Origin of the sequence: Phormidium pseudopriestleyi FRX01 (assembly GCF_017313335.1) — a bacterium.
Lineage (GTDB): Bacteria > Cyanobacteriota > Cyanobacteriia > Cyanobacteriales > Laspinemataceae > Laspinema > Laspinema pseudopriestleyi.
Map to the genome: position 1 here is coordinate 1 of NZ_JAFLQW010000410.1, position 2,596 is coordinate 2,596.

The 2,596-nt window shown below is 44.4% G+C and carries 3 protein-coding genes; 1 reads left to right on the forward strand and 2 read right to left on the reverse strand.

What is annotated here, in order from left to right; translation table 11 throughout:
* The coding region (locus tag J0895_RS15430) for a serine/threonine-protein kinase (RefSeq protein ID WP_207088936.1) at positions 1-1,511 on the forward strand (1,511 nt) is incomplete at its 5' end.
* 155 nt (positions 1,512-1,666) lie between these two features.
* Here J0895_RS15430 and J0895_RS15435 read toward each other — a convergent pair.
* On the reverse strand, positions 1,667-2,281 hold the full coding sequence (locus J0895_RS15435) for a Uma2 family endonuclease (RefSeq protein ID WP_207088937.1): 615 nt from the start codon (positions 2,279-2,281) through the stop codon (positions 1,667-1,669).
* Positions 2,282-2,373: 92 nt separating this feature from the next.
* Positions 2,374-2,596 (reverse strand): hypothetical protein (locus tag J0895_RS15440; protein ID WP_207088938.1); only part of this gene is annotated, 223 nt, incomplete at its 5' end.

A 2,596-nucleotide genomic window follows, 5' to 3' on the forward strand; every position in this document is an offset into this window, starting at 1 on the left:
CCCTCCTTCAAAGCCGGTATCAAATCTTACAGCCCCTCAGTCAAGGCGGATTTGGCAAAACCTATCTTGCTGCTGATATTCAACGTCCCAACCACCCGCACTGTGTGGTTAAGCAACTCCTAATCCAACCATCCTCCCCTGGGGTGAACCGGGCTAATTCATTGTTAGGCAAAGTCAAACAGCTCTTTCACCAAGAAGCGGAAATCCTGGAAAAATTGGGGAATCATGACCAAATTCCCCGACTTTTGGCTTACTTTGAGGAGAATCAGGAATTTTATTTAGTCCAAGAATTAATCAGTGGCTATCCCCTGAGTGAACAACTGATTCCCAATCTCAAATTTAGTGAATCTGAAGTAATTCAGTTATTAGAAGATACTTTAGAAGTTTTGGCGTTTGTTCATCAGAATCAGGTGATTCATCGGGATATTAAACCGGATAATTTGATGCGCCGTCAAGAGGATGGGAAAATTGTGTTAATCGATTTTGGGGCGGTGAAAGAGATTAGGAACCTCTCTGCTACGTCTCAGACGGCACTCCAGACAGTGGCGATCGGGACTCGCGGCTATATGCCGAACGAACAAGCTGCGGGAAAACCCCACTTTAGCAGCGATATTTATGCCTTGGGTATCATTGCCATTCAAGCCTTAACCGGGTTAAATCCTGACCCTCAAACCGGCGGATTACCTCAAGATAAGACCACCGGGGAAATTTCCTGGCGTCATTTGGCTACAGTTAGGGATAATTTAGCCAATATTATTGATAAAATGGTGCTACAGGACTATCGGCAAAGATATCAGGATGGAGGAGCAGCCTTACAAGCTATTTTAACATTATCTCATCCAGTTGTTCAATCAACAGCGGTATCTTTGCCTGGGTCATCGGGAACGAATTATACAACACAAACCAATCAATCTACCTTTATGTCAATCATCAAGTGGCCGCGAGACAATAAACTGGGTTTAGCTGGAGTTACGGTGGGAATTCTGGGAGTGATTACTGCCGCCTTTACCGTCCCTGAAGTCCGAGAATTTATCGGATTAGAGCGGATTAAAGATGGCATTTATCAAGACAATGGGATTATTCTCAACTATCCAGGAGATTGGCAAATCCAACAAATTAATCCCCCCTTGGGAGGCGATCGCATAGTATTTCAATCTCCCCGAGACCCCTCCTCAAACTATCAAGAGACCATCACCCTCACCATCATTGATTTACCCGAACCTCTAACAGCCCTGGACTATTATCAACAGCGCTTGCGTCCTCAACTCGAAGGAGAATATAATCTCAACTTAGTCAATACTGCCCCGCCCACAACCTTGGACAACCGAGAGGCGAATCAGATAATCTATAGTACCACAAAAAATGGGATTCCGATAACCAATAAAGCGATTTGGACCGTGAAAAATAGCAAAGTTTATCAACTAACCTATAGTGGCGAATCCGCCAACTTTCCCACGGACCAACAAACAGTAATTAAAAAGTTGCAAGACTCGTTTAAAATACCGGAATGAATTCAATTTGGAGGGCAGACCCTAAATGTAGAAGCGATTCGCGAATCGCCTCTACATTTAGGACTTGATGTTATAGATTGCGTAAATCCTGCCTCCAAAGAGGGTGACTCGGCAGCAGCCCACTCACGAGGACCCTCGTCGCCATGCCTTGCATTTTAACCCCATACCCGAGGCAAATTTAATACAAAACCAGGTAAGATTTCTTCACCGGATAACTCCACGGGATTTTCCAACCGTTCCACTTCCAATCCTTGGCGATAAATTTCCACTCTTTTATTTTTCGGGTCGATTAACCAACCTAAAACTGCTCCATTGTCCATATATTCCCGCATTTTTTCTTGGAGGGAGTCGAGAGTATCTGAAGCAGAATGCAACTCAACTACCAAATCGGGACAAATATTAGCAAAAGTTCCCTTTTGTTCCGGATTCAGTGCATCCCAACGCCCTTGACTCACCCAAGAAGCATCGGGAGAACGAGTTGCCCGATTGGGTAAAATAAATCCAGTGGAAGAGTCAAAAATCTCTCCCGGTTCGCCGGTATTTCGCCACCATAGATACAATTCGCCAGAAATTCTGCTATTACGTTTCCCCGTTTCCCAACCCGTGGGTGGATTCACAATTAACTCTCCTCCTGCGGTTCTTTCCAGTCGCAAATCTTGATTGCTCGCTGCCAGGACAGCAAACTGTTCTGGGGTAACATAAAGCCCGAGTTTTGTAGGCAAATTCAATAATAGAGTTTCGCTTTCCGGTTGAGGGGGTGTCTGTACCATTTTGACCTCTGCTAAGTAGGTGAGTGTAAATAATTGCACTCCTTTAAAACATCAGTATCAATTAACAGATTTTTGGTCATAATCGTTGGCTCTTAAAAGCGCTGCCATTCTTGCCGGAGGTCTTCTAAATTGGGAATATCTTCACGGTCCGCCCACATTCCTCTGGCTTTTCGCATTAATGCGAGACGATTTATGGTTTGATAATTTTGAATCAATTCGCTGAGAGCTTCGGCGATAAGCTGTTGTTCAGATTTGCCCGTTGTTAGAGCAATTTCTGCGAGTGCTTCTTGGATGGATTCGGGAATGGTAATTTTA